The organism is Stenotrophomonas sp. CFBP8980 (assembly GCF_034046095.1).
In the GTDB taxonomy this organism is placed as follows: domain Bacteria; phylum Pseudomonadota; class Gammaproteobacteria; order Xanthomonadales; family Xanthomonadaceae; genus Stenotrophomonas; species Stenotrophomonas lacuserhaii.
Map to the genome: position 1 here is coordinate 32,278 of NZ_JAXCXF010000008.1, position 24,130 is coordinate 56,407.

21 protein-coding genes are annotated in these 24,130 nt (G+C 66.7%); 1 reads left to right on the top strand and 20 read right to left on the bottom strand.

The window, feature by feature from the left end; genetic code table 11:
- Positions 1-74: 74 nt before the first annotated feature.
- Positions 75-665, bottom strand: coding sequence for a class I SAM-dependent DNA methyltransferase (locus SOM47_RS15100; RefSeq protein WP_320506047.1), 591 nt, complete (start codon positions 663-665; stop codon positions 75-77).
- Between the two features lie 63 nt (positions 666-728).
- On the opposite strand from SOM47_RS15100, the gene SOM47_RS15105 reads away from it, so the two are divergent.
- The gene (locus SOM47_RS15105) at positions 729-1,184 is read left to right on the top strand and encodes a CopD family protein (RefSeq protein ID WP_320506048.1); all 456 of its coding nucleotides are present in this window, start codon (positions 729-731) and stop codon (positions 1,182-1,184) included.
- Between the two features lie 330 nt (positions 1,185-1,514).
- Here SOM47_RS15105 and SOM47_RS15110 read toward each other — a convergent pair whose 3' ends face one another.
- The 19 genes from SOM47_RS15110 to SOM47_RS15200 all read right to left on the bottom strand — a co-directional run bounded on the left by SOM47_RS15110 (position 1,515) and on the right by SOM47_RS15200 (position 24,061).
- On the bottom strand, positions 1,515-2,474 hold the full coding sequence (locus SOM47_RS15110) for an acetyl-CoA carboxylase carboxyltransferase subunit alpha (protein WP_320506049.1): 960 nt from the start codon (positions 2,472-2,474) through the stop codon (positions 1,515-1,517).
- A 74-nt stretch (positions 2,475-2,548) separates the two neighbouring features.
- On the bottom strand, positions 2,549-6,130 hold the full coding sequence (dnaE, locus tag SOM47_RS15115; RefSeq protein WP_320506050.1) for a DNA polymerase III subunit alpha: 3,582 nt from the start codon (positions 6,128-6,130) through the stop codon (positions 2,549-2,551).
- Between the two features lie 624 nt (positions 6,131-6,754).
- Positions 6,755-7,432 (bottom strand): ribonuclease HII, encoded by a 678-nt coding sequence (gene rnhB / locus SOM47_RS15120; protein WP_320506051.1) that lies wholly within the window; start codon positions 7,430-7,432, stop codon positions 6,755-6,757.
- Positions 7,429-8,676, bottom strand: coding sequence for a lipid-A-disaccharide synthase (gene lpxB / locus SOM47_RS15125; RefSeq protein WP_042613828.1), 1,248 nt, complete (start codon positions 8,674-8,676; stop codon positions 7,429-7,431). The genes rnhB and lpxB overlap by 4 nt, the downstream gene beginning before the upstream one ends.
- Positions 8,673-9,464 (bottom strand): acyl-ACP--UDP-N-acetylglucosamine O-acyltransferase, encoded by a 792-nt coding sequence (lpxA, locus tag SOM47_RS15130; protein ID WP_042613829.1) that lies wholly within the window; start codon positions 9,462-9,464, stop codon positions 8,673-8,675. Before lpxA ends, lpxB begins: the two co-directional genes overlap by 4 nt.
- Positions 9,465-9,483: 19 nt before the next feature.
- The gene (fabZ, locus tag SOM47_RS15135) at positions 9,484-9,939 is read right to left on the bottom strand and encodes a 3-hydroxyacyl-ACP dehydratase FabZ (RefSeq protein WP_057507850.1); all 456 of its coding nucleotides are present in this window, start codon (positions 9,937-9,939) and stop codon (positions 9,484-9,486) included.
- A complete protein-coding gene (lpxD, locus tag SOM47_RS15140) occupies positions 9,936-10,958 on the bottom strand; it encodes a UDP-3-O-(3-hydroxymyristoyl)glucosamine N-acyltransferase (RefSeq protein WP_320506052.1) in 1,023 nt (340 codons plus the stop codon). The genes fabZ and lpxD overlap by 4 nt, the downstream gene beginning before the upstream one ends.
- Positions 10,959-11,193: 235 nt before the next feature.
- Positions 11,194-13,548 carry an outer membrane protein assembly factor BamA gene (bamA, locus tag SOM47_RS15145; protein WP_320506053.1) on the bottom strand — a complete coding sequence of 785 codons (2,355 nt, stop codon included), beginning with the start codon at positions 13,546-13,548 and terminating at the stop codon, positions 11,194-11,196.
- 95 nt (positions 13,549-13,643) lie between these two features.
- A complete protein-coding gene (gene rseP, locus SOM47_RS15150) occupies positions 13,644-15,002 on the bottom strand; it encodes an RIP metalloprotease RseP (protein ID WP_320506054.1) in 1,359 nt (452 codons plus the stop codon).
- A gap of 34 nt (positions 15,003-15,036) precedes the next feature.
- A complete protein-coding gene (dxr, locus tag SOM47_RS15155) occupies positions 15,037-16,227 on the bottom strand; it encodes a 1-deoxy-D-xylulose-5-phosphate reductoisomerase (protein WP_320506055.1) in 1,191 nt (396 codons plus the stop codon).
- 2 nt (positions 16,228-16,229) lie between these two features.
- Positions 16,230-17,072 carry a phosphatidate cytidylyltransferase gene (locus tag SOM47_RS15160; protein ID WP_042613835.1) on the bottom strand — a complete coding sequence of 281 codons (843 nt, stop codon included), beginning with the start codon at positions 17,070-17,072 and terminating at the stop codon, positions 16,230-16,232.
- A complete protein-coding gene (gene uppS / locus SOM47_RS15165; RefSeq protein WP_320506056.1) occupies positions 17,069-17,836 on the bottom strand; it encodes a polyprenyl diphosphate synthase in 768 nt (255 codons plus the stop codon). The genes SOM47_RS15160 and uppS overlap by 4 nt, the downstream gene beginning before the upstream one ends.
- Positions 17,837-17,841: 5 nt before the next feature.
- The gene (gene frr / locus SOM47_RS15170; RefSeq protein ID WP_042613837.1) at positions 17,842-18,399 is read right to left on the bottom strand and encodes a ribosome recycling factor; all 558 of its coding nucleotides are present in this window, start codon (positions 18,397-18,399) and stop codon (positions 17,842-17,844) included.
- A gap of 90 nt (positions 18,400-18,489) precedes the next feature.
- Entirely contained in the window at positions 18,490-19,221 is a 732-nt protein-coding gene (gene pyrH, locus SOM47_RS15175) for a UMP kinase (RefSeq protein WP_057507858.1), read from the bottom strand.
- A gap of 85 nt (positions 19,222-19,306) precedes the next feature.
- Positions 19,307-20,845, bottom strand: coding sequence for an HDOD domain-containing protein (locus SOM47_RS15180; protein ID WP_320506057.1), 1,539 nt, complete (start codon positions 20,843-20,845; stop codon positions 19,307-19,309).
- A 210-nt stretch (positions 20,846-21,055) separates the two neighbouring features.
- Positions 21,056-21,934 (bottom strand): translation elongation factor Ts, encoded by an 879-nt coding sequence (tsf, locus tag SOM47_RS15185; protein WP_042613840.1) that lies wholly within the window; start codon positions 21,932-21,934, stop codon positions 21,056-21,058.
- A 124-nt stretch (positions 21,935-22,058) separates the two neighbouring features.
- Positions 22,059-22,868: a 30S ribosomal protein S2 gene (rpsB, locus tag SOM47_RS15190; protein ID WP_042613841.1), complete on the bottom strand. Its 810-nt coding sequence runs from the start codon at positions 22,866-22,868 to the stop codon at positions 22,059-22,061.
- 237 nt (positions 22,869-23,105) lie between these two features.
- Complete coding sequence (locus SOM47_RS15195) at positions 23,106-23,813, bottom strand: fimbrial biogenesis chaperone (RefSeq protein ID WP_320506058.1); 708 nt, start codon at positions 23,811-23,813, stop codon at positions 23,106-23,108.
- Positions 23,813-24,061, bottom strand: a complete 249-nt coding sequence (locus SOM47_RS15200) for a hypothetical protein (protein ID WP_052811958.1) — start codon at positions 24,059-24,061, stop codon at positions 23,813-23,815. Before SOM47_RS15200 ends, SOM47_RS15195 begins: the two co-directional genes overlap by 1 nt.
- Positions 24,062-24,130 lie beyond the last annotated feature (69 nt).

Genomic DNA, 24,130 nt, shown 5'->3' on the forward strand with positions numbered 1-24,130 from the left:
TATGTTGCCGTGCAGCATACCTGATCAGGCGCAGCGGAATATTAATTGGGGTCGCAGATCCGGCAGTGGCCAGTTCAGGCCTTTTCCAGCGCTGCGGCCTCCTGGCCCAGTGAAGCGCCCAACCAGCAGTGCGACCCGATCGGGGTCAGGCCGTGTTTTCCCAGTTCGCGCCGGTACCAGCGGGCCGGGCGCGGGTGGAAGCCTTCGTGGTCCCCGTCGAAGTCGTCCTCGGCGGCGAAGGTCTCCAGGAAGGCGACGCCCCCGGTCAGCTCGCCGATGCCGGCCAGGCCGGTACGCAGCTCGCGGTCGGGCACGTAATGCATCACATCCGAGCAGATCAGCAGGTCCACCGGCGCGCACGGCCGCAGCCAGGCGAAGTCGCCGAAGCTGGCCGGGTGCAGGTTGCGGGTGCGACCGTAGCGGGTGATCGCATAGTCGCTGCTGTCAAAGCCCAGGTAGCTTAACTTCGGGCGCAGCTTCAGCAGCGGCGCGCGCCATGCGCCTTCGCCGCAGCCGATGTCCAGCACGCTGCGGATCGGGCGTTCCAGGTAGTACTCGGCGCTTGCCACGGCCAAGGCGACCTTGCGCGCCAGCCGCGCGCTGCCGCCGATATCGGCGCGGCGGTACCAGTGCTGGAAATAAGCGGCGTCGTAGGTCTTGTGCATGTACGTGGCTCTGCGCATCGGTGAAAATGGTGCTCATCCTACGCCAGCCGCTGGAGCGAGCATATGCAGTCCTACTTCTGGGTCAAGACCTTCCACTTGGTGTTTGTGGTGGCCTGGATGGCGACGGTGTTCTACCTGCCGCGCATCCTGGTCAACATCGCCGAGACGGCAGGACAGGCGGCAGTCAGCGAACGTCTGCAGTTGATGGGGATGCGCCTGTACCGCTTCGGCCACAGCATGTTCGGCCTGGCCTTCGTACTGGGACTGGTGCTGTGGCTCGGCTACCGCGTCATCCCGGATTTCCCGACCATGGTGGCAGCGGGCGGCGCCGGCTGGCTGCACGCCAAGCTGGGCTTGGTGGTGGTGCTGCTGGGGTATTTCATCTGGATCGGGCGGCTGCTGAAAGGCGTGGCCAAGGGCCGCGCGCTGCCGTCTTCGCGCGCGCTGCGCTGGATCAATGAGATCCCGCTGCTGGCCTTCATCCCGATCGTATGGCTGGTACTGGCCAAGCCGTTCTGAGCCACGCTGGGTAGCGCGGGCGCGCCGGCGCGCCGGTAGCGCCGGTAGCGCCGAGCCATGCTCGGCGAGCGCGAAGCGCGGCCTGCGTCCGGCATCGAGGTGCCTGATCGGAGAGCCGCCGAGCATGGCTCGGCGCTACCAGCCGCATCGAGGTGCCTGATCGCAGAGCCGCCGAGCATGGCTCGGCGCTACCAAGCGCATCGAGGTGCCTGATCGGAGAGCCGCCGAGCATGGCTATGCCGGTCCGTCCTGACCGGACACCCTGCGGGCCGTCGCAAGCGACGTTGGCGCGGCTCCTGCCGCTGCCTTCGACGCTGCCAGGGCCGCGGGTTACGCGGCTTCGTAGGTGCCGTAGCTGCGCAGGCGCGTGTAGCGCTTGGCCAGCAGTTCGTCGGTCGGCAGGTCCTGCAGCGCATCCAGCTCGTTGATCAGCACGGCTTTCAGGCGCTTGGCCATCTGCAGCGGGTTGCGGTGTGCGCCGCCGGTCGGCTCGCGCACCACTTTGTCGATCAGGCCCAGGCCCTTCAGGCGCGGGGCGGTCAGCCCCAGCTGTTCGGCGGCGTCCTTGGCCTTGCTGGCGTCCTTCCACAGGATCGAGGCGCAGCCTTCCGGGCTGATCGTCGAATACACGCTGTATTCCAGCATGATGGTGCGGTCGCCCACGCCAAGCGCCAGCGCGCCGCCGGAGCCGCCCTCGCCGATCACCGTGCAGATCACCGGCACCTTCAGCTCGGCCATCTCCATCAGGTTGCGCGCAATGGCTTCGGACTGGCCACGCGATTCAGCATCGATGCCCGGCCAGGCACCGGCGGTGTCGATCAGGGTCAGCACCGGCAGGCCGAAACGCTCCGCCATCTTCATCAGGCGCAGTGCCTTGCGGTAGCCCTCCGGCTTGGGCATGCCGAAGTTGCGCTTGATTTTTTCCTTGGTGTCCCGGCCCTTCTGGTGGCCGATCACCATGACCGCGCGGCCATTGATGCGGGCCAGGCCGCCCATGATCGCCTTGTCGTCGGCGAAGGCACGGTCGCCGGCCAGCTCCTGGAATTCGTCGAACATCAGGTGCAGGTAATCCTGCGTGTACGGACGCGAGGGATGGCGGGCCAGCTGCAGCACCTGCCATGAGGTCAGGTTGCGGAAGATCTGCGCGGTGCGCGTGCGCAGCTTGCCCCGCAGGGCTGTTACTTCGGCTTCAACGTTGACCGCCGGGCCGGCGCTGGCGCTGCGCAGCTCCTGGATCTTGGCTTCCAGGTCGGCGATGGGTTGCTCGAAGTCGAGGTAGTTCGGATTCATCGGAAGCCGTCGTATGAATGTAAGGGGGGAAGTTTAGCCGAATGCGTGCGGATGGCCCGTACGCCGTCGTCTGGTCAGCTCGCCCACGGCGGGCTGTAGCGCACCTTCAGCGTCCGCACCGCGGGGTCGGCGCGCAGGGCCTGGATCAGCTTGGAGTCGATGCGTACGGCGCTTTCACCGCCCACGTCCAACATCCCCGCCAGCGACCCTTCCGGGTCCTTCAGCAGCAGGTCCAGGCGCAGTGGCGTGCGGCCCGGGCGATGGCGGTCGAGCAGCGCATTGACGCGCTCCCAGACCGGCCGTTCGCGGCGCAGGTCCACGCGCAGCGACAACCGCGTGGCGTAGTTCGCGCAGACCTCGTCGAAGTCCCAGCACTGGCGGATGCGCAGGGCGAAGCCGCCATTGAACTCGTCCTCGCGCAGCCCGCCCTTGACCACCAGGATGCGGTCCTTGGTCATCAGGTGGCCGAACTCGGCCATCGCATCGGAAAACGCACTGCACTCGACCCGGCCGCGGCCGTCTTCAAGCTGGATGAAGATCTGGCTTTCGCCCTTGCGGCGCACCCCGACGACCTGGCCCGCCAGCACCGTCTGCACTTCTGGACGCCAGCGCTTTTCGCCCCCGCCGCCCCCGCCGCTGGCGGCACTCCAGATCTTCTCGACCGCGCCGAGATCGGTGCCGACCAGGTCGCGCACGTCGTCGCGATGCGGATCGAAAGGGTGTCCGCTGAGGTAGAAGCCCAGCGTATCGCGCTCACCGGTCAGGCGCTGCAGCAGCGGCCATTCGTCGGTTTCCTGCAGTTCCAGGTGGATCGCCGGTGCATTGGGATCCGGACCGCCGAACAGCGAGTTCTGGCCGGACGCGCGCTCGCGCGCCATCTGCTCGGTCGCCTTGATCACTTCGGGCAGTTGCAGGGCCAGCGAGGCACGATTGCGCCCCAGCTCATCCAGCGCACCGCAGTTGATCATCGCTTCCAGCGTGCGGCGGTTGAGCTTGGCCGAACCGATGCGCGTGCAGAAATCCAGCAGGTCGGTATAGGGCCCGTTCTGCAGGCGCTCGTCGACCACCGCTTCGCAGGCGCCCTGGCCGACGCCCTTGATCGCGCCCAGACCGTACTGGATGGTGTCCGGCGTGGCCGCTTCGAACATGTAGGCGGACTGGTTGACCTTCGGCGGCAGCACGGTCAGGCCGAGGTTGCGCACCTCGTCCAGGAAGCCGACCACCTTCTCGGTATTGTCCATGTCCGAAGACAGCGTGGCGGCCATGAACTCGGCGGGGTAATGCCGTTTCAGCCAGGCCGTCTGGTAGCTGACCAGTGCGTAGGCGGCGGCGTGGGATTTGTTGAAACCGTAGCCGGCGAACTTCTCCATCAGGTCGAAGATCGCATCGGCCTTGGCCTCGCCGACACCGTCCTTGGCCGCGCCTTCGCGGAAGATCTCGCGGTGCTTGGCCATCTCGGCCGGCACCTTCTTGCCCATCGCACGACGCAGCAGGTCGGCGCCGCCCAGCGAGTATCCGCCGACGATCTGCGCCATCTGCATCACCTGCTCCTGGTACACCATGATGCCGTAGGTGTCGCGCAGGATGCGCTCGGTGCGCGGATCGGGGTATTCCACGTCTTCGCGCCCATGCTTGCGGTCGACGAAGGAAGGAATCAGGTCCATCGGACCGGGGCGGTACAGCGAAACCAGCGCGATCAGGTCTTCGAAGCGGTCGGGCTTGGCGTCCTTCAGCAGGCGGCGCATGCCGGAGGATTCGAACTGGAACACCGCGCCGGTGTTGCCCGAAGCGAAGATGTCCTTGTAGGTGGGGGCGTCGTCCAGCGGCAGCTGGGTGATGTCCACCGGCGGGATGCCGGCGCGCTCATGGCGCTTGTTGATCGCCTTCACCGCCCAATCGATGATGGTCAGCGTACGCAGGCCGAGGAAGTCGAACTTCACCAGCCCGACTTCTTCCACGTCGTTCTTGTCGAACTGGGTGACCGGATTGCGGCCGATGCCGTTTTCATCGTGCTCGGCGAACAGCGGGCAGAACTCGGCCAGTGGCTCCGGCGCGATGACCACGCCACCGGCGTGCTTGCCGGCGTTGCGGGTCAGGTCTTCCAGCTGCCGGGCCAGGTCGATCAGGTCGCGGACATCGTCCTCGCTCTGGTAGCGCTGGATCAGCTCCGGCGAGGCCATCTCGCTGTCCTTGCCTTCGCCCATTGCATCCTTCAGCGAAATGCCCAGGATGTTGGGGATCAGCTTGGCCACGCTGTCCACCAGGCCGTACGGGAAGCCCAGCACGCGTCCGCAGTCGCGCACCACGGCCTTGGCCGCCATGGTGCCGTAGGTGATGATCTGGCTGACCCGTTCGCGTCCGTATTTGCGCGCCACGTAGTCGATGACTTCGTCGCGGCGGTCCATGCAGAAGTCGATGTCGAAGTCGGGCATCGACACGCGTTCGGGATTGAGGAAGCGCTCGAACAGCAGGTTGTAGGGCAGGGGGTCCAGGTCGGTGATCTGCAGCGCCCAGGCCACCAGCGACCCGGCACCGGAACCACGGCCCGGGCCGATCGGGATGCCCTGGTTCTTGCCCCACTGGATGAAGTCGGCCACGATCAGGAAGTAGCCGGGGAAGCCCATCTTGATGATGGTATCCAGCTCGAATTCCAGGCGGTCGCTGTAGTCCTGCAAGGTCATGCCAGGCGCTACGGGATTCTTCTCCATGCGCAGCGCCAGGCCCTTGCGCGCTTCGCTGCGGATCCAGCTGTCCAGCGTCTCGTCGTCGGGCACCGGGTAGTTGGGCAGGAAGTAGGTGCCCAGCCGCATTTCGATGTTGCAGCGCTCGGCCAGTGCGCGGGTGTTGTCGATCGCATCGGGGATGTCGGCGAACAGCGCGCACATCTCTTCGGACGACTTCAGGTACTGCTGGTCACTGTAGTCACGCGGACGCTTGGGATCATCCAGCACGCGGCCGGAGGCGATGCACACGCGCGCTTCGTGGGCGCTGAAATCAGTGGGCTGCAGGAAGCGCACATCGTTGCTGGCGATGACCGGCAGGCCGCGCTGGCCGGCCGCCATCAGCGCGAACTGGTTGAACGCCTCTTCGGCTTCGCGCCCGGTGCGGGTCAGTTCCAGGTGCAGGCCATCGCCGAACACGCGCTGCCAGTCGGCCAGTTGTTGTTCGGCGAGGTCGTGCTTGCCGGCGGCGGCGAGGCGGCCTGCCAGGCTGTCGCGGCCACTGAGTGCGAACAGGTTCTGGCAGCCGGCTTTCAGCCATTCAGGGTGTACGGCCACGCCGCCTTCCGGGCGATGGCCTTCCATCCACGCACGCGTCAGCAGGCGCGACAGGCTGAGGTAGCCCTCGCGGTCACGGCACAGCAGGGTCATCCGCCAGGGATCCTGGCCTTCCTCGGCGATCATGACGTCGGCGCCGGCGATGGGCTTGATGCCCACGCCTTCGGCGGCCTTGTAGAACTTGACCAGCGCGAACAGGTTGTTCAGGTCGGTGACGGCCAGTGCGGGCAAGCCAAGTTCGACCGCGCGCGACAGCAGGTTGGCCTGTTTGGCCTTCTTCGGGTCAGCCTGTTCCGGCTTCGCCGGCACGCGGATGGTGGAATCCGCCAGCGAGAATTCGGTGTGGACGTGGAGATGGACGAAACGGGAGTTGGACATGCCGGACCAGGTTGGAGCGCACCGGCCCCGGGAGCAGGCGTAGGAACGGCCGCCGGGGTCGCAGGTGCGCAGGAGTGCGTGCTCAGGGTAGCGGCGAGGGCCTGTACGGACAAGGTCTTGACGTGGGGGTGTAGTTGTCACGCTGCGCGTGGGCTTAGAAGCCAGGGCGAGAGCCGGAGCCAGAGCTGCGGGGCTGCTTGTTGGCGGGGCGGGGCGGGTTGGCGGGGGACGGCAACTACCGCATCCTGCGGGCCTCGTTTCGCGCCATCCATGGCGCTCAACGCCCCCGCCAACCCACCCCGCCCCGCCTTCGACAGGTCCATGGCGGCCATGGACAGAGCAGGGGTTGGACGGGTGGGAGAAACATGGGGTCAGAGTCCTTTCGCGCAGCGAAAGGACTCTGACCCCTACCTTTGTTCTTTTTTTTCATTACGCGGCTGGCGGCCCCCGGAACCTGTCAGAGGGGCGGGCGGGGAGGGTGTGCGGGGCCTTGAGCGGCAGGAGCCGCGAAGAGCTACATGGACGTACTTGCGCGTGCCCCGCATAGCCTCCCCGCCCGACCCACTCAACGCTGTGGCTTCAAACAGCCACCCGCGAGGGGGTCTCACCCGTTCGACGACCCACTCACAGCGCCAGCGCCATCTCCACCGGAGCGGCAACCGGCACCGCCAGGCACTCCCGCACGGGGGCGAAACTGCGCCGATGCTCCACGCACGGGCCGTGCGCGCGCAACGCCGACAGGTGCGCCGGCGTGCCATACCCTTTGTGCTGGTCGAAGCCGAAATGCGGGTACTGCGCATGTACCTGCTGCATGTACCGGTCGCGGCTGACCTTGGCCAGGATCGAGGCGGCCATGATCGCGCGGTCGATGGCATCGCCGCCGATCAGCGCCTCGCCCGGCAGCGCCAGGCCCTTGGGCACCACGTTGCCATCGATGCGGGCCAGTTCGGCCACGTGGGCGACAGCAGCCACTACATCGCGCATGCCCTGCAGCGTGGCCTGGTAGATGTTCAGCCGGTCCACGGTGGGCGCATCCACCAGCACCACATGGAAGGCCAGTGCGCGGTCGACGATGCGGTCGTACAACTGCTCGCGACGGGCGGCAGTCAGCTGTTTGGAATCGTCCAGCCCATTGATGCGTGGCCGTGCCGGATCAAACACCACGGCGGCGACCGCGACCGGACCGGCCAACGGACCGCGGCCGGCTTCGTCGACACCGGCGATACGCCGCACTACCACGGGGGCCGGTCCGGCCGCGCCGAACAGCGCCAGCGTGGCAGCGGCAGCGACGCGACGGCTCACGGGGCCACCGCTCCGCGCTGGACCAGTTCGGCTACCGCGTCGGCCGCGCGCGCCGACGCATCGCGGCGCAACGCCCCGTGCAGCTGCTCGTAGGTCGCTTGCAGGTCGATGATCTTCTGCGGATGGTCGAACCACTGCTGGATCGCCGCGGCCAGCTTTTCCGGCACGCAGTCGTGCTGCATCAGTTCCGGCGCAAGATCCTTGTTGGCCAGGATGTTGGGCAGCGCATAGCGGTCCACCTTGAGCAGGCCCAGCGCCTTGACGAGACGGTAGGTCAGCTCATTGACCCGGTAGCCCACCACCATCGGCCGCTTCACCAGCATCGCTTCCAGGGTGGCGGTACCGGAGGCGAGCACCACCACGTCGGCGGCGATCATCGCCGTGCGTGCCTGGCCATCCAGCACATGCGAATGCACCACCGGCAACGCCGAGCGCGACAATTGTTCATCGATCAGCGCACGGCAGGCCGCGTTTGCCGCCGGTACCACCACGTGCAGACCGGGGATGCGCTCGAATACCTGCCAGGCCGCCTCGAAGAACGGTTCACCGAGCCGGCTGATTTCACCCAGCCGGCTGCCGGGCAGCACGGCCAGCACCTTGGCATTGGACGGCAGGCCCAGTGCCGCGCGCGCCTGCTCGCGGTCCACGTGCAGGGGAATGTCATCGGCCATCGGGTGGCCGACGAAACGCGCATCGATGCCGTGCCGGGCATAGATCGGCGGTTCCATCGGAAACAGGCACAGCACCAGGTCGGCGCTGGCGCCTATTTTCTCGGCACGCTTCTCACGCCAGGCCCAGACCGAGGGGCTGACGTAGTGCACCGTGCGGATGCCACGCTGCTTCAACCAGCGCTCCACGGGCAGGTTGAAATCGGGTGCGTCGATGCCGATGAACACGTCCGGCTGCCACTCCAGCGCGCGCTGGCGGAACTGCGCGCGCAGCTTCAGCAGGCGTGGCAGGTGCCGCAGCACTTCGGTCAGGCCCATCACTGCCAGTTCGCTGGCATCGAACCAGGTCTGGCAGCCCGCGCCGCGCATGCCGTCGCCGCCGATGCCGGCGAACTCGGCGTTCGGGAAACGCGCCTTGAGTTCGCTCACCAACCCTGCACCCAGCAGGTCGCCGGAGGCTTCGCCGGCCACCAGTGCAACGCGCAGCGGCCGCGGATCCACGTGCGCCGGCAAGCTGGCGTTGTGCACGCGGAGCGGGATGACAGCAGCGGTCGGCGGCAGCGGCGCAGGACTCATCGCAGCAGCGGCCGCTCGGCCTGCTCGATGAACGCCAGCAGCTCGGCCACGTCTTCGCTGCTGCGGGCCTGTTCGGCCAGCTGAACCTTGGCTTCGGCCAGGGGCAGGCCGGCCACGTACAGGGTGCGGTAAGCGCGCTTGATGCTGGCGATGCGCTCGGCGTCGAAACCGCGGCGCTTCAGGCCTTCGCTGTTGATGCCACGGGGGCGGCCGAGCGAATCACTGCCCACCATGGTGAACGGCGGCACGTCGCCATTGGTCAACGCGCCCATGCCAAGGAACGCATGCGCGCCGATGCGGCAGAACTGGTGCGCACCGGCGAAGCCGCTGATGATCACGTGGTCGCCCACGGTCACATGGCCAGCCAACGTGGTGTTGTTGGAAAACACGCAGTGGTTGCCCACGTGGCAGTCATGCGCCACGTGCGTATAGGCCAGCATCCAGTTGTCATTGCCCACGGTGGTGATGCCGCCGCCGCCGCCGGTTCCGCGGTTGAGCGTGACGAACTCACGGAATACGTTGCGGTCGCCGATCACCAGTTCGGTGCGTTCGCCGGCGTACTTCTTGTCCTGCGGCTCGCCGCCCACCGCCACATGGCCGATGAAACGGTTGTCGCGCCCGATCCGGGTGGGACCGTGCACGCTGCAATGCGGTCCGATCTCGGTGTTCTCGCCGATTTCAACATCGGCACCGATCAGGGTGAAGGCGCCCACGCGGACCCCGTCGGCGAGCTTCGCCGACGGATCGATTGCCGCCGTGGGGTGGATCAACGGAGCGTGTCCGCTCATCGGTGGTCCTCCTGTTGGGTTATTCGCGGGTGCCGGCACACATGACTTCGGCGCACGCGACGATCTTGCCGTCGACGAAGGCCTTGCAGTCGTACACCGCCATGTTGCGGATCACGCGCTTGATCTCCACGTGCATCTCCAGCACATCGCCGGGGACCACCTTGTCACTGAAGCGGACGTTGTCGACCTTCACCATGTAGAACAGCTTGGACTGTGCATCGCGGCCCAGCGTGAGCTGGGTCAGCACGCCACCGGCCTGGGCCATGGCTTCGATGATCAGCACGCCGGGCATGATCGGCTGTTCCGGGAAATGCCCCTGGAAAAACGGCTCGTTGATGCTGACGTTCTTGCGCGCGACGATCCTGCGGTTCTCGAAGTCGAGCGACACGACTTTATCTACCAGCAGGAAGGGGTAGCGGTGCGGGATCAATGCCCGGATCTGGGCGATGTCCGGCAGGGTCTGTTCCTGGCTCATTCCTTCTCCTTGCTCACAGACAGGATGCGACGGGCCAGCGCATCGAGCTGTTTGAAGCGCGCGGCGTTCTTGCGCCACGTGCGATTGTCGGTCAACGGGGTGCCGGACGAGTATTCGCCTGGCTCGGTAATGGAATTGCGCACCACGGACTTGCCGGTGATCACGACCTTGTCGCAGATTTCCAGGTGGCCGACTACGCCGACGGCGCCGCCCAGCAGGCAGTAACGGCCGATCTTCGCACTGCCGGCGATGCCGGTGCAGCCGGCGATCGCCGAATGGGCGCCGATCTGTACGTTGTGGGCGACCTGCACCAGGTTGTCCAAGCGCACGTCTTCGGCCAGCACGGTGTCTTCAAGCGCGCCACGGTCCACGCAGGTATTGGCGCCGATCTCGCAGTCATCGCCGATAAGCACGCCGCCCAGCTGCGGTACCTTGATCCACTTGCCGGCGTCCATCGCCAGGCCGAAGCCATCGGCGCCGAGCACTGCGCCGGGATGGATCCGCACGCGCTTGCCCAGCTTCACCCGGGTGACCAGGGTGACCCGGGCGATCAGTTCGCAGCCGTTGTCCAGCGTGCAGTCTTCGCCGATCACGCTGCCAGCGCCGATGATGCAGTTCTCGCCGACCACGCTGCGCTCGCCGATGGTGACGAAGGGGCCGATGTGGGCGCTGGCGGCCACCTGCGCGCTGGGGTCGATGACCGCGCTGGGGTGGATGCCCGGCGGACGCGTGGGCGCCACGTCGAACAGGGCGGCGATGCGGGCGAAGGTGTTGTAGGGATCCTTGGCGACCAGCGCGGTGCCGGGGGCGGCCTCGGCGTCGTCGGCGCGCAGCACCACGATGCCGGCCTGGCTGTCGGCCAGCTGCGCGCGGTAGCGCGGGTTGGCCAGGAAGGTGAGCTGGCCCGGTCCGGCATGGGCCAGCGTCGCCACGCCACCAATGGAGGTGGAGGCATCGCCATGGACCTGCAGGCCGAACTGCTCGGCGAGTTGCTGGGCGGTGTAGGTAGGAGTGTTCACGCGGGGAGTTTACCGCGTGACGTGACGGGGGTCATTGTCTGGCTTCGGTGGATTGGCGGTGCAGCACCTCCCTGCAACGGGGGCCGGGAGGGTCCGGGCTGGGCAGGACACGCCGTAGACCCATCCCTCGGCTCAGGTCCCCGCCCCAAGCGCGAAGCGCGGTGGCGGGCGGCCGCTGCCGGAAAACAAGATCGCCGGGCAATGCCCGGCGATCATGTAATACCTGCAGCAGCTGTTAGAACTGGCCGCCGAAGGTGAACTGCAGGCGTTCGACTTCGTCGCCGTCTTCCTTCTTCAGCGGGAAGGCGTAGCTGATCGAGATCGGACCCACCGGGGCACGCCACAACAGAGCTACACCAGTGGAGACACGCAGTTCGTTTGCCTTGAAGTTGTCCACCCCAGTGTAGACGTTGCCGAAGTCCAGGAACGCCGACACGCGCGCCGAGGGGCTGTCGAACAGGCGCGGGAAGTAGGCTTCCACCGAACCGACCGTCTTCAGCGAGCCGCCGAGCGGCTGGCCGTTGCGGTAACCGTTGGTGATTTCCGAACGCGGACCGAGGGTGTTGTCTTCGAACCCGCGCACCGAGTTGGTACCGCCAGCATAGAAGTTCTCATAGAACGGCAAGCCGGAGGCAGTAACAGTACGCCCGTCGGGCAAAACGACCGTGCTGTCGTTGCCATAGCTGTCGCCATAGCCGACCTCTGCGCGGGTGTTGATCACCAGCGAAGGAATGATCGGCCAGTACTTGCTGATCTGGTAATTCAGCTTGTAGTACTCAACGGTAGAGCCCGGCAGGGTGGCTTCCAGGCCTACGCGCTGATACGTACCACGCGTCGGCATGAAGTAGTCGTTGCGCGAATCGCGTGCCCAGCCCAGTTCCGAACGCCATGCATGGAAGGTCTTGCGGCCAACCGCATTGATGTAGTCGATGATCGACTTCGGCGTCGAGCCGTCGTACGTCGTGATCTGGTTGCTGTCAATACCAAACATCAGCGAAACCGTATCGGTCTCGGTGATCGGCACGCCGAACACCATCTGCGCGGCACCGTTGGTGCTGTTGTACTGCGCGGTGTTGAAGTCGGAGTAGTCCAGTTCGCGCCAGGACAGGTTGTAGCCCAGCGACACACCGTCATCGGTGAAGTACGGGTTGGTGTAGCTGAAGCCGTAACGCTGCAGGTAGCTGCTGCGCGATGCTTCCACCGACACGCGGTTGCCGCCGCCGAGGAAGTTGTTCTGCGACAGCTGCACCGAGGTGGTCATGCCGTAGGACTGCGAATAACCCAGGCCGAACACGAAGCTGCCCGAAGTGGTTTCCTTGACGTTGTACACAACGTCGACCTGGTCGTTGCTGCCGGTGACCGCCGGGGTTTCCACTTCCACCGCCTCGAAGTAACCCAGGCGCTGCAGGCGGATCTTGGAACGGTCGATGGCGGCCTGCGAGTACCAGCTGTTCTCGAACTGGCGCATTTCACGGCGCAGCACTTCGTCGGACGTGCGGGTATTGCCGCGGAACACGATCTGGCGGACCGAAACGCGCGGGCCGGGGACGACCTGCATGTTGATCGCCACGGTGCGGTCGGCACGGTTGCTGGTCGGGATAGGGTTCACCTTGGCGAACGCATAACCGATGTTGGACAGCGAGTTGGTGATGCTGTTGCTGCTGAACTCCAGCAGCGCGCGCGAGAACGTATCGCCGGGCTTCTGGATGACCATGCGCTCGACATCTTCCTGCGGCAACACGGTATCGCCGCTGACCTTGATCTCGGAAATCTTGTACTGCTCGCCTTCGGTGACGCCGGCGCTGATGAACATGTCGCGCTTGTCGGGGCTGATCGAGACCTGGGTGGAGTCGATGCTGAAGTCCACGTAGCCGCGGTCCAGGTACCAGGAATTGAGCTTTTCCAGGTCGCCGGACATCTTTTCCTTGGAGTACTGGTCGTCGCGGCGATACCACGAGGCCCAGTTGTGCTCCTTAGACTCCCAGGTATCCAGGATGTCTTCGGCTTCGAACTTCTCGGTGCCGATCAGGTTGACGTGGCGGATCTTGGCCGCCTTGCCTTCCTTGATGGTGATCGCGATGTCCACCCGGTTGCGGTCCAGCGGGCTCACCACCGGGGTGATTTCCACGTTGTACTTGCCACGGTCGTTGTACTGGCGGCGAAGCTCCTGGGTCACCCGGTCCAGGCTCAGGCGATCGAAGGTGCCGCCTTCGGTCAGGCCGATATCGCTCAGGCCCTTCAGCAGCTGGTCGGACTTGATGTCCTTGTTGCCGGTGACGGTCAGCTTGTTGATGGCCGGACGTTCCTTGACCGTGACCACCAGGATGTCGCCCTGCCGGTCCAGCTGCACGTCTTCGAAGAAGCCGGTCTTGTACAGGGCGCGGATCGTTTCACTGATCTTGGCGTCGGTCAGTGCCTGGCCGCGTTCCACCGGAAGATAGGTGAAAACGGTACCGGAGCTGATGCGCTGCAGGCCGTCAACGCGGATGTCGCTGACCGTGAAGGGGGCGGCAGCCTGGGCCAGTGCGGGGGCGCCGATGCCAACAGCGAGGGCGAGGGCCAGCAGGCGGCGGTTCGGGAGTCGCGTCATGTCACGTCCGGTTGAGGTCGATTGCGTGTTGCGGGATGCGGGATGCCGACGTGTAGACGGCGACAGCAGGAAAAAGTTCATCAAGGAGCCCAGGTTCATCGGGTGACCAGGCCAAGGATGTCGTTGTAGAACGCCAGTCCCATCAGCCCTGCCAGCAGCGCCAGGCCAACAAACTGCCCGGCGGCCATGGCGCGCTCACTGAGCGGGCTGCCCTTGACCAACTCGATAAGGTAATACAGCAGGTGCCCGCCGTCCAAGACAGGGATGGGCAACAGGTTGATGATGCACAGGCTCAGCGACAGCAGGGCCAGGAACTGGAGGAACCAATCCAGGCCCCGCTGCGCGGAAACATTGGCCACCCGGGCGATGGTGACCGGCCCGGAAACGTTCTGCAGCGAAGCGCTGCCGGTGACGATCCGGCGCATCATGCCCAGCGAATCGGCCGCCATGCGCCCGGTTTCGCGGATGGCGACGGGCACGGCGGCGAAAGCGCCGTACTTCAGCACGGTGTCGTAGGCCGGGGCGTGGGACTCGGAAAAACCGATGCCGAGCTGCCAGACGGGCTGCTGGTTGCCATCCAGGCCCTGCCGGGGGGTGACTTCCAGCGCCAGCCGCTCACCGCCGCGCAGCACGTCGATCATGCCTGGCCCGCCGCGCTTGCCCAGTGCCTGCACGGCCGGGTAGACCTGGTCTGCCGCATCGATACGCTCGCCGTCCACCGCCACGATCAGGTCGCCGGGTTGCAGTACGCCGCGTACGGCGGAGTCGTCCACCAGCCGGTCCACCAGCGCCGGCTGCAGCCAGAACTGCCAGTTGACGCCGGCCAGCGGGGCGACCCGGCGTTCATCGAAGCCAGCCGGCAGCTGGGACAGCGGCAGCACGCGCTGGTGCTGGCGTTCCTGGGCGTCGACCACCTGCAGGGTGACGTCGTGGCGGTCCATCGCCGCCGCGGTGAGCGCCATGCTGGCCTCGCCCACGGTGGCCACGCTGCGGCCATCCACCGACAGGATGCGCTCGCCGCCCTGCAGGCCGGCGGCCTGGGCCATGCCCGTGGCGCGGCCGACGGTGGCTGAATAATCCTGCTTGCCGATCACGAACATCGCCCACAGCAGCAGCATGCACAGCAGCAGGTTGGCGAACGGACCGGCCGCCACCACGGCGATACGCTGCCAGACGGTCTTGTGGTTGAAGGCCTGGCCGCGTTCGTGGGGATGCACCTCCACCTCGCGCTCATCCAGCATCTTCACGTAGCCGCCAAGCGGAATGGCGGCGATGGCGAATTCGGTGCCATGGCGGTCGCGGCGCGACCACAGTGGCTTGCCGAAGCCCACCGAGAAGCGCAGCACCTTGATCCCGCACCGGCGCGCCACCCAGTAGTGCCCGAACTCGTGGATGGTCACGAGCAGGCCCAGGCTGACGATCATCCACCATACCGATCCGAGGAACTCAGTCATGGCAGCTCACGGTGGTGGTGGCAGGGCAGGGCATTCAGAGGGCTTCGATGGCAGTCCGGGTGAGCAGGCGGGCACGCTGGTCGGCGGCAAGCAGGCCGCCCAGTGTATCGGCAGGCTCGACCGGCAGTGTTGACAGAGCGTTATCCACAAGCGCGGGAATGGTCAGGAAGCCTATCCTTCCCTGAAGAAATGCTGAAACGGCCTCTTCGTTGGCCGCGTTGAGCACCGCCGCGGCAGTGCCCCCGGCCTGCATCGCCTGCCAGGCCAGCGCCAGGCAGGGGAAGGCGTCGGTGTCGGGAGCTTCGAAATCCAGCCGGCCCTGGCGCAGCAGGTCCAGGCCGGCGACCCCGGCGTCGAGGCGCTGCGGCCAGCCCAGGCCCACGGCCAGGGTGGTGCGCATGTCCGGCAGGCCCATCTGCGCCAGAGTAGAGCCGTCGACGAACTCGACGAGCGAATGGACCAGGCTCTGCGGATGCACCAGCACCTCGATCCGCGATGCCGGCACGTTGAACAGGTGGTGGGCTTCGATGACTTCCAGCCCCTTGTTCATCAGGGTGGCTGAGTCCACCGAGATCTTCGGGCCCATCGACCATTTCGGATGGGCCACGGCCTGCGCCGGGGTGACCCGCTCCAGTTCGGCGCGGCTGCGGCCACGGAACGGGCCGCCGGAAGCGGTCAGCAGGATGCGGCGTACGCCGGCGCCTTCCAGAGTAGCGTCGCGAGAGCGCAGGCACTGGAAAATGGCGCTGTGTTCGCTGTCGATCGGGATGATTTCCGCCCCCGCCTGCTGCGCGGTGCGCATCAGCAGTTCACCGGCCAGCACCAGCGATTCCTTGTTGGCCAGCAGGAGGCGCTTGCCTGCCGCCGCGGCGGCGAGCGTGGAGGACAACCCGGCAGCACCGACGATCGCGGCGATCACCGTATCGCAGTCATCGCCGGCGGCCAGTGTGTCCAGTGCAGCGCTGCCGGCGTGGGCGGTGGTTGGCAGCCCGGCCTCGCGCAGGCCATCACGCAGGCGCGGGTACAGCGCCTGGTCGGCGATCACCGCGTGCAACGGACGGTGGACGAGGCACAGCGCGATGAGCGCATCGACCTGGGTCCCGGCAGCCAGCACGGTTGGCTGGAAGCGGGCCGGGTGGCGCGCGATCACATCCAGCGCCGATGCGCCGATCGAGCCGGTGGCGCCGAACACGGCGACACGGCGGAGGGCAGGGGCAGCATGCATGGTCAGAGTCCGAAGATTTCCTTGCCGATGGCAAACACCGGCAACGCGGCCAGTACGCCGTCGATACGGTCCAGCACGCCGCCATGGCCGGGAATGATGTGGCCCGAATCCTTGGCGCCGGCATGGCGCTTGAGCAGGCTCTCGAACAGGTCGCCGAGCACCGAGGCGAACACCGCCACCACCGTCACCAGCAGCAGCCAGGGCAACTGTGCAGGGGTGACCAGCTGCCAGGCATCCACGCCGAAACCAAGGCCGAACGCGGTAGCCACCAGCAGGCCGGCAATCAGCCCACCGAACAGGCCTTCCCAGGTCTTGTTGGGGCTGATGCGCGGGGCCAGCTTGTGGCGGCCGAAGGTGCGGCCGGCGAAATAGGCGCCCGAATCGGCGGCCCAGACCACGGCCAGCGCGGTCAGCAGCCACAGGTGGCCCTGGTCGCTGGTGGCGTGCAGCAGCACCAGCGAGGCCCACGCCGGCAGGATCGCCAGGGTGCCGGCAAGCAGCTTGAGCGCGCGCGCGGGGCTGTCCGGCTGTGCACCGAAGTTGAAGAAGCGCAGCCACAGCAGGGCAAGCAGCCACCAGCCGACGCCGACCAGCGCAGCCACGCGGAACAGGAACAGCGAAGCGTCGCGGTCCCAGACCACCAGCACCATCAGCACCAGGTTGAGCAGCAGCAGGGTGGTGCGGGCCAGCGTGTCTTCCACGCCCGCCAGCTTCAGCCATTCCCACAGGCCGATCAGGAACACCGCAGCGGCGGCGGCAGCCAGCCATTGGCTGGGCAGCAGCAGGATCGCGGCGATGGCCGCCGGCGCCATGATCAGCGCGGCGAGGACTCGGGTCTTGGTCATGGGCTGGACGTCTCGGTGGCCAGGGCAGCGATCTGGGCACTGGTCAGGCCGAAACGGCGCTCCCGCCCGGCGTAGGTGTCCAGTGCGCGCTGCAGCTGGTCGGTGTCGAAGTCCGGCCACAGTACATCGGTGAACCAGAGTTCGGTGTAGGCCAGCTGCCACAGCAGGAAGTTGCTGATGCGGGTGTCGCCACCGGTGCGGATGAACAGGTCCGGGGCGGGCATGTCGGCCAGCGCCACGTGGCTGCCGAGCAGATCTTCATCGATCTGTTCGGGCAACAGGCGGCCGGCGGCCACTTCCTGGGCCAGCGTACGCGCGGCGCGCGCGATGTCCTGGCGGCCGCCGTAACTGGCGGCGATGGACAGGGTCATCCCGGTATTGTCCACGGTCCGCTGTTCGGCCAGTTGCATGCGGCTGACCAGCGAGGCACCGAAGCGCTCACGTTCGCCGATGAAGCGTACGCGCACGCCACGCCGGTGCAGCTCGTCCACTTCGCGATCCAGCGCGTGCAGGAACAGCTTCATCAGCGCCTGCACCTCGTCATCCGGGCGGCCCCAGTTTTCGCTGGAGAACGCGAACAGGGTCAGCGCCGGGATGGCCAGTTCCAGGCAGCGGTCGATGGTGCGGTTGACCGCGCGTGCGCCGGCGCGGTGGCCGATCATGCGCGGGCGGCGGCGCTGCTGCGCCCAACGCCCGTTGCCATCCATGATGATGGCAACGTGGCGCGGCAGCGCGCTGGGCAGCGGGGGCGGGGCTGAAGGCATCGACTTCAGACCGCCATCAGTTCCTTTTCTTTTTCAGCCACGACCTTGTCCACGTCCTTGATGCTGTTGTCGGTCAGCTTCTGGATATCGTCCTCGGCGCGCTTCTTGTCGTCCTCGGTGATTTCCTTGTCCTTGAGCAGCTTGGCCACTTCCTGGTTGGCATCACGGCGGATGTTGCGGATGGCGACCTTGGTTTCCTCGCCTTCCTTGCCCACGGTCTTGGCCAGTTCCTTGCGGCGCTCTTCGGTGAGCGGCGGCAGGTTCAGGCGGATGACAGTGCCGACCACGGTCGGGGTCAGGCCCAGGTCGGAGGCGTAGATCGACTTCTCGACCGCTGCGACCAGCGACTTGTCGAACACCGAGATCACCAGCGAACGGCCTTCGGAAACGCTGATGGTGGCCACGTTGGCCAGCGGCGACTGCGAGCCATAGGCCAGCACGGAAATGCCGTCCAGCAGCGCCGGCGAGGCGCGGCCGGTGCGGATGGTGGTCAGGGTGTGGCGCAGAGCGTCGATGCTCTTGGCCATGCGCGTCTGCGCGTTCTGCTTGATGTCGTTGAGCATCGCCCGGTCCTGGGTATTACTGGAATCGGGCGATTATAGGCGAATAGGCGCCCAGCCGGGACCGCAGGGCCCCGGCCATGCATCCGGCGCTCAGGCGGCGGGATTGCGGCCGCTGACCAGGGTGCCGATGTTCTCGCCGTGCAGGATCTTCAGCAGTTCACCCGGCTGGCCCATGTCGAACACGCGCATCGGCAGGTCGCTGTCGCGCGCCAGGGCGAAGGCCGCGGTATCCATCACTTCCAGGCCGCGGATGATCACTTCGTCGTAGGTCAGGCTGTCGAAGCGCACCGCATCGCTGTGCTTGTTCGGATCCTTGTCGTAAACGCCATCGACCTTGGTGGCCTTCAGCAGCAGGTCGGCGCCGATTTCGATGGCGCGCAGGGCGGCGCCCGAATCGGTGGTGAAGAACGGACTGCCGACGCCGGCGGCGAAGATCACCAGGCGGCCCTTTTCCAGGTGGCGGATGGCGCGGCGGCGGATGTAGTCCTCGCACACGTCGTTTATTTTGATGGCACTCATCACGCGGGCCTTGGCACCGACTTTTTCCAGTGCGTCCTGCATGGCCAGCGCATTGATCACCGTGGCAAGCATGCCCATCTGGTCGCCGGTGACGCGGTCCATGCCGCCTGCGGCCAGCCCGGCGCCGCGGAAGATGTTGCCGCCACCGATCACCAGCGCTACTTCCGCGCCAGCCTGCTGGGCTTCGACCACTTCACGCGCCAGGCGGTTGATGATCTTGGGATCGATGCCGTAGTCCTCGTCCCCCATCAGCGCCTCCCCGGAAAGTTTCAACAGGATGCGGCGATAGGCGAGCTTGGACATGGGGGACCTCAGGGTGCGTGAATTCCCGGCAGATTCTACTGGCAAGCGCGGCGCGGCTGTAGTTATTTCGCGCACGGGCTCTGGTTCAGGCGGCGGACGGGGCTTCGGCCGGTGGGGCCAGGGCCGCTCCATCGCCCGGGGAACGCGCGATCACCCGGTTGCGGCCAAGGTTCTTGGAGCGGTACAGCACATCATCGGCGGCACGCAGCAGGTCCTGCACGTCGGCGAAGCGTTCATAGCCTCCCTGGGTCGCCACGCCGGCGGAGAAGGTGATGAACAGCGGCCCGCCTTCCAGCATTGCCATCGGGGTGGACACGATGCGCGCCAGCACGCGGCGGATCACATCCAGGGCGACCGATTCCGTTGTGTTGGGCAGCAGCGCGACGAACTCTTCGCCGCCAAAACGCGCCACCGTGTCGCTGGTGCGCAGCTGTCCCTGCAGCGTGCCGGCGAACTCGCGCAGCACTTCATCGCCGGTCAGGTGACCGTGCGCATCGTTGATCTTCTTGAAGTCGTCCAGGTCGATGAAGGCCACCGAAAGCGGCCAGCCATGCTGCGTAGCGCGCAGGAATTCCTGTTCGAGCACCGCTTCCAGCTGGCGGCGGTTGAGTACGCCGGTCAGGGCATCGCGGTGGGCCTGTTCGGTCAGCCGGTTGGCACGCGCTTCGAACTCGTCGGCGCGGCGGCGGGCCTGCTCGGCGTCCTGCATCTGGCGCAGGTTGCGCAGCGTGGCCAGCTCCTGTGCGTGGTCGATCAGCAACTGCACGCGCGCCGGGGTGGTCGGCGCGGTGTCGAACAGGCTGGCGATGGTCGGCAGGGCTTGGCTGATCTGCGCCAACACCTGGTCGAACTGCGCGCTGTCCAGCTGCAGGCGGGCATGCACCTGCTCCAGCGCGCGCTCGCGTGCGGCGTCGGGGTCGCTGTCCAGCCAGATGTCGGCCACCGTGCCGGACAGCTGGACACAGGCCTGGAAGGTGTCCTGGGACGGGGCGCTGTCTTCACTCCGCGCGATCGCTTCGGTGAGGTAGCGGGGCAGGTCCCACTGCGCGGCCATGTAGGCGCCGACCTCGGCGTGGGTGCACTGCAGCTGCGCCCGTTCGGCGTCCAGCAGTGCCGCGTTGCTGTGGGCGTCGCGCAGCAGAGGCAGGTAGGTATCGGGGTGTGACTGGGCCAGGGCAAGCACGCCGATGTCCTGCAGCAGGCCGGCCAGCATCAATTCTTCCAGCCGGCGCAGGCCGCGCGCCTGCCCCAGCTGGCTGGCGGCCAGCGCGCTGAGGATGCTGCGGCGCCAGGCGCGTTCGCGCAGGTCCTGTTCGGGGCTGCCCGCCGTGCCTGCCACGCCCTGGGTAATGGTGAAGCCCAGGGCCAGGCTGAGGGTGGCATTGAGCCCGAGCATGGTCAGCGCCTGGCCCAGGTTGTCGATCCGGCGGCGGCTGGCATACAGCGGGGAATTGGCGATGCGCAGCATGCGCGCGCTGAGCGCCATGTCGATGGCGATGATATCGGCGGCGGTGCTGAGGTCCGCTTCGGGATCCTGGGCCAGTTCGATGATGCGCAGCGCGATGCCGGGAGGCGACGGGAGATTGCGGCAGAGCGCCAGGACGGCTGTCAGCTCGGGAGGCATATCGAGTCGTTCGTTCAAGGGTGCGGGATGAGGGTTCCGTCACAGATCTGCATGGTGGCCCTTGCACTAAGCGAACTCCCCCGAAAGAAGTATCGGTCCGAACGCCACATAACGCAAAGGCAGTGCGGCGCTGGCCCGGGGGCCTTGCGCCGCACGCACAAAAAAGCCGCGCAGAGCGCGGCTTCTTCGTGAATCAGGTCAATCCGGCAATCAAGCCAGGCCGGCCTGCTTCATCACTTCGGCGGCGTAGTCTTCCACCACCTTCTCGATGCCTTCGCCCACGGCCAGGCGCTTGAAGCCCACCACGTCGGCGCCGGCAGCCTTCAGCACCTGCTCGACGGTCTGGTCGGTGTTCAGCACGTACGGCTGGCCGTACAGGGTGACTTCGTTGACGATCTTGGCGATCTTGCCGCTGATGATCTTCTCCAGGATGTCGGCCGGCTTGGCCTTGTCCTTGTCGGTCATCTTGGCCAGCTCGATTTCCTTCTCCTTGGCAACGAAGTCGGCCGGAACGTCGGACGCCTTGTTGTGCGGGGGATTCATCGCCGCCACGTGCATGGCCAGGCCACGGGCCAGCTCGGCATCGCCACCGGCCAGTTCCACCAGCACGCCGATGCGGCCGCCGTGGACGTAGGCGGCCACGTTGTTGCTGCTTTCCAGGCGCACGATGCGACGCACGTCGACCTTCTCGCCGACCTTGGCGATGACCGCAGCGCGGGTCTCGTCGACGGTGTCGCCCGAAGCCAGCTTGGCGGCCTTCAGCGAATCGATGTCGGCAGCGCCGGAGGACAGCGCAACGTCGACGACCGACTTGGCGAAGTTGGTGAAGTTCTCATCCTTGGCGACGAAGTCGGTTTCGGAGTTGATCTCGACCAGCACGGCCTTGCCGGCTTCCTGGGCGGCCACGATGACGCCTTCGGCGGCAACGCGATCGGACTTCTTGTCAGCCTTGGCCAGGCCGGACTTGCGCAGCGCTTCGATGGATGCCTCGATGTCGCCGTTGTTCTCAACGAGCGCCTTCTTGCATTCCATCATGCCGGCGCCGGTGCGCTCGCGCAGTTCCTTGACCAGGGAAGCAGTGATTTCCATGGGATTACCTCACAAAAGAAAGGGGTTGGGCCGGCATGCTGGCCGGCCCGTATGACAGGGTGCTGTCAGCCGCCGAAGCGGCCGGCAGGGCGGGTGGACGCAGTGCATCCACCCGGGGCCTGGATCAGGCCTGTGCGTCGTCGGACTTCTTCGGCGCAGCCTTCTTGGCCGGAGCGCGACGGGCCGGCTTGGCCTCTTCGCCTTCAGCGGCTTCGGCGAACTCTTCTTCGCGCACGGTGGCGGCGTGCGGCGCAGCGGCCTTGCCTTCCAGCACGGAGTCAGCGGCAGCGCGGGCGTACAGCTGCACGGCACGGATGGCATCGTCGTTGCCCGGGATGGCGTAGTCCACCAGTTCCGGGTTGTAGTTGGTGTCGACCACGGCGATCACCGGGATGCCGAGCTTCTTGGCTTCCTTGATGGCGATGTCTTCGTGGCCGATGTCGATGACGAAGATCGCGTCCGGCAGGCGGTTCATGTCCTTGATGCCGCCCAGCGAAGCTTCCAGCTTGTCGCGCTCGCGACGCAGGCCCAGCACTTCGTGCTTGACCAGCTTCTCGAAGCTGCCGTCGTTCTCGCCGGCTTCCAGTTCCTTCAGGCGGGCAACCGACTGCTTGACGGTACGGAAGTTGGTCAGGGTGCCGCCCAGCCAACGCTGGTTCATGAACGGCATGCCGCAACGCTCGGCTTCTTCGCGGATCGACTCGCGCGCGCTGCGCTTGGTGCCCAGGAACAGGATGGTGCCGCGCTTCTGGGCAACCGAGGAGATGAAGTTCATCGCATCGTTGAACAGCGGGACGGTCTTTTCCAGGTTGATGATGTGGATCTTGCCACGGGCACCGAAGATGTACGGAGCCATCTTCGGGTTCCAGTAACGGGTCTGGTGACCGAAGTGGACGCCGGCTTCGAGCATCTGGCGCATGGTGATCTGGGGCATTGCAAAACTCCTGGCAGGGAACCGGCGTGCTCCGTTGTCCCTTGCGGGACGCCCGCGGAAAGTGTGCGGGACTGCGCGGGCGCGCATTGATGGTTCCGGGGTTGGGCTTCCCCATCGTCTCCGTGGCCGAACCCCTTGCGGGGCACCCCGGCACGGATCGGGACGATGGGTGTGGATTCACCGGTGACGTCCGGTGTGGACGATTGCCCGCGCAGGATGCGGCAGGCAATCCGGGGATTATAGACCGGCGCTGGCGCCGGCTGCAATCGGCCCAAGATCTTCTGCCGCAGTGCCGTCGCGGCGGGCCTGGAAACGGCCACCCGCGTAGCCATCGGCACGCTCAGGCAGCACCCAGCATACCGTGGCGCCGGGCAGTACATAGCCGGACAGGCCGGACTGCAGGGGTTGCCGCGCGCCGCCGGGGGCAACGTAGCCCAGGTCCTGCAGGCGCGCCCGGTGGCTGCCGGGGTTGTGCAGCCGCAGGCAGGGAGTGGCGCCGCGCATGCCCAGCTGCGCCGACAGCGAGCTGGCCACGGGGTGCTGCGGCGAAATGAACAGCGGCAACGAGTACCGCGGCAGATGGCGGTCGGAGGGCTCGACCAGCACCCGGAACGCCTGTTCGCCCGGCGCGTCCAGGGCCACCGGCAGCACCAGCCGGACCCGCTGGCGCGCGCCCGCAGGCAGGTGCGGCATGGCCGGGCTGGCCACGATCGCGGTGGTGGGCTGCAACCGGTCACGGCCGCTGGATTGGTCCCACTGATGGACGAGGATGCGGCCCTGCCAAGGCTGTGGCTCGTCGTTGACCAGCCACAGTTCGGCCTGGGTCTGTCCGGGCTGCAGCTGCAGCGTGGTCGGACGCAGCTCCAGTGCCTGGCTGGCGCCTGCACAACCGGCCAACAGCAGGGCCAGCGTGCGTCGTCGTTGCAGTGGGCCTGCCGGAGGCATCAGAACACCATCAAGGGTGCGCTGCTGCCTTCCGTGGCGTCGGTGTCCGGGGCCAGCTGGCGCAGCTGTTCGGGCAGGCGCGTCGGCTCGCTGCGCTGGTGCGGAGCGCCGCAGCGTGCGGCAGCTTCCGAAGCGCCTGCAGGTAGCGGACCGTCCTGGCAGCTTTCCACGATCACCAGCCGCAGGCGCAGCGGTTGGCTTTCAGTGGCGGCGTGCGCGCCGCCGGCCAGCAGCAGGCAGGCCGCCATGGCCGGTGCCCTGTACCCCCGTCGCGTTGCCATCCCGTCGTCCCCTGCGCTGCACTTCAGCCCTTATCG

Coding starts and splice junctions, on each gene's coding strand:
- SOM47_RS15100 (WP_320506047.1), bottom strand. CDS start 665: ATGCACAAGACCTACGACGCCGCTTATTTCCAGCACTGGTACCGCCGC.
- SOM47_RS15105 (WP_320506048.1), top strand. CDS start 729: ATGCAGTCCTACTTCTGGGTCAAGACCTTCCACTTGGTGTTTGTGGTG.
- SOM47_RS15110 (WP_320506049.1), bottom strand. CDS start 2,474: ATGAATCCGAACTACCTCGACTTCGAGCAACCCATCGCCGACCTGGAA.
- dnaE (WP_320506050.1), bottom strand. CDS start 6,130: ATGTCCAACTCCCGTTTCGTCCATCTCCACGTCCACACCGAATTCTCG.
- lpxB (WP_042613828.1), bottom strand. CDS start 8,676: ATGAGTCCTGCGCCGCTGCCGCCGACCGCTGCTGTCATCCCGCTCCGC.
- lpxA (WP_042613829.1), bottom strand. CDS start 9,464: ATGAGCGGACACGCTCCGTTGATCCACCCCACGGCGGCAATCGATCCG.
- fabZ (WP_057507850.1), bottom strand. CDS start 9,939: ATGAGCCAGGAACAGACCCTGCCGGACATCGCCCAGATCCGGGCATTG.
- bamA (WP_320506053.1), bottom strand. CDS start 13,548: ATGACGCGACTCCCGAACCGCCGCCTGCTGGCCCTCGCCCTCGCTGTT.
- rseP (WP_320506054.1), bottom strand. CDS start 15,002: ATGACTGAGTTCCTCGGATCGGTATGGTGGATGATCGTCAGCCTGGGC.
- dxr (WP_320506055.1), bottom strand. CDS start 16,227: ATGCATGCTGCCCCTGCCCTCCGCCGTGTCGCCGTGTTCGGCGCCACC.
- SOM47_RS15160 (WP_042613835.1), bottom strand. CDS start 17,072: ATGACCAAGACCCGAGTCCTCGCCGCGCTGATCATGGCGCCGGCGGCC.
- uppS (WP_320506056.1), bottom strand. CDS start 17,836: ATGCCTTCAGCCCCGCCCCCGCTGCCCAGCGCGCTGCCGCGCCACGTT.
- frr (WP_042613837.1), bottom strand. CDS start 18,399: ATGCTCAACGACATCAAGCAGAACGCGCAGACGCGCATGGCCAAGAGC.
- pyrH (WP_057507858.1), bottom strand. CDS start 19,221: ATGTCCAAGCTCGCCTATCGCCGCATCCTGTTGAAACTTTCCGGGGAG.
- SOM47_RS15180 (WP_320506057.1), bottom strand. CDS start 20,845: ATGCCTCCCGAGCTGACAGCCGTCCTGGCGCTCTGCCGCAATCTCCCG.
- tsf (WP_042613840.1), bottom strand. CDS start 21,934: ATGGAAATCACTGCTTCCCTGGTCAAGGAACTGCGCGAGCGCACCGGC.
- rpsB (WP_042613841.1), bottom strand. CDS start 22,868: ATGCCCCAGATCACCATGCGCCAGATGCTCGAAGCCGGCGTCCACTTC.
- SOM47_RS15195 (WP_320506058.1), bottom strand. CDS start 23,813: ATGCCTCCGGCAGGCCCACTGCAACGACGACGCACGCTGGCCCTGCTG.
- SOM47_RS15200 (WP_052811958.1), bottom strand. CDS start 24,061: ATGGCGGCCTGCCTGCTGCTGGCCGGCGGCGCGCACGCCGCCACTGAA.